The following is a 1,310-nucleotide window of genomic DNA, read 5'->3' on the forward strand; positions in this document are numbered from 1 at the left end:
GAATCTGCACAGGATATTTTTAAGGCAGTCATTTCTTATATCCAGGAAGCGGAAGGTATCGATTTGCAGCATTTGTATATAGATGGTTCAAAATTCGAGGCAAACGCAAACAAGTACACCTGGGTTTGGAAAAAAGCCACGGAAAAATCGAGATACCGTCTGTTCGATAAGATTACCACACTGCTTACAGAAATGAACGAAACGCTGGCATACACAGGGCTGAAAATCGAAACAAATACAGAATACACACCGGAGAGCCTGGAGATCATTTTGTCCAGGTATGAAATCTTCTGCCATATCGATGAAACCACATTTGTACACGGCCGGGGGCATCGGAAAAGCCAGGAGCAGCGTTATTACGAGCGTTTAAAGGAATATATCGAAAAACTTTCGGAATATGTGGAAAAGATTCGGATATGCGGACCTGACCGAAACAGTTATGCGAAGACCGATCATGATGCAGCCTTTATGCGGATGAAAAAGGACTATATGGGAAATGACCAGCTCCTTCCCGCCTATAACATTCAGATTGGAGTGGCTGACGAATACATTGCCGTAGCAGATGTCATGCAGTACCGTTCCGATATGGACTGCTTTGTCCCTCTGATGGAAAAATTCCATGAGCTATACGGTTTTTATCCGAGATATCCGGTAGCGGATGCAGGATATGGCTCCTTCAATAACTACCTGTTCTGTCAGGAGCATGGGATGGAAAAGTTCATGAAATTCCCTATGTACAAGAAAGAGACAACGGATGAGAAGTATCATGAAAATCCGTTCCGGGCGGCAAATTTTGAAACAGATCCAGAGGGATACCTAATCTGTCCAAACGGAAGGAAATTTCACTTTGCTTATCGGAAACCAGTGAAGGGAAATCAATACGGGAGGCAGGAAGAATACTATACCTGTGAGGACTGCAGTGGCTGCCCATATGCAGAAACATGTAAGAAGACAGATAAAAACAGGACGGTGCGGATTAATGCAGAATTAAGTGCCCTGCATCAGGAGGTATTGGATAATCTTCAGAGTATCCAGGGAGCGCTGCTACGCATGAACCGCTCAATCCAGGCAGAAGGGACATTTGGGATCATCAAATACGACCGGTGGTATAAGAGAATTGTAAGAAGAGGACTGGATTGGGTAAGATTAGAGTTATTTCTGGTTTCTATCGGTCACAATCTCTATAAATTCCATAATAAGCAGATGAGACTCAGGAAAGTGGCTTAAAGAGGAGAAAGCGCATGTTTGCTGGGGTAAGGGGAAGTATGCGCTCTTTACTACTTTTTTCCTGTATGTTTCGAAAAATAAAG

The 1,310-nt window shown here is 43.4% G+C and carries 1 protein-coding gene; it reads left to right on the forward strand.

Annotated features, from left to right (window positions below):
- Positions 1-1,227: transposase (locus DFR60_RS31105; RefSeq protein ID WP_110326995.1), on the forward strand; the 1,227-nt coding region annotated here is incomplete at its 5' end.
- Positions 1,228-1,310 lie beyond the last annotated feature (83 nt).

The sequence above is a fragment of the Hungatella effluvii genome (assembly GCF_003201875.1).
Classification (GTDB): Bacteria; Bacillota; Clostridia; order Lachnospirales; family Lachnospiraceae; genus Hungatella; species Hungatella effluvii.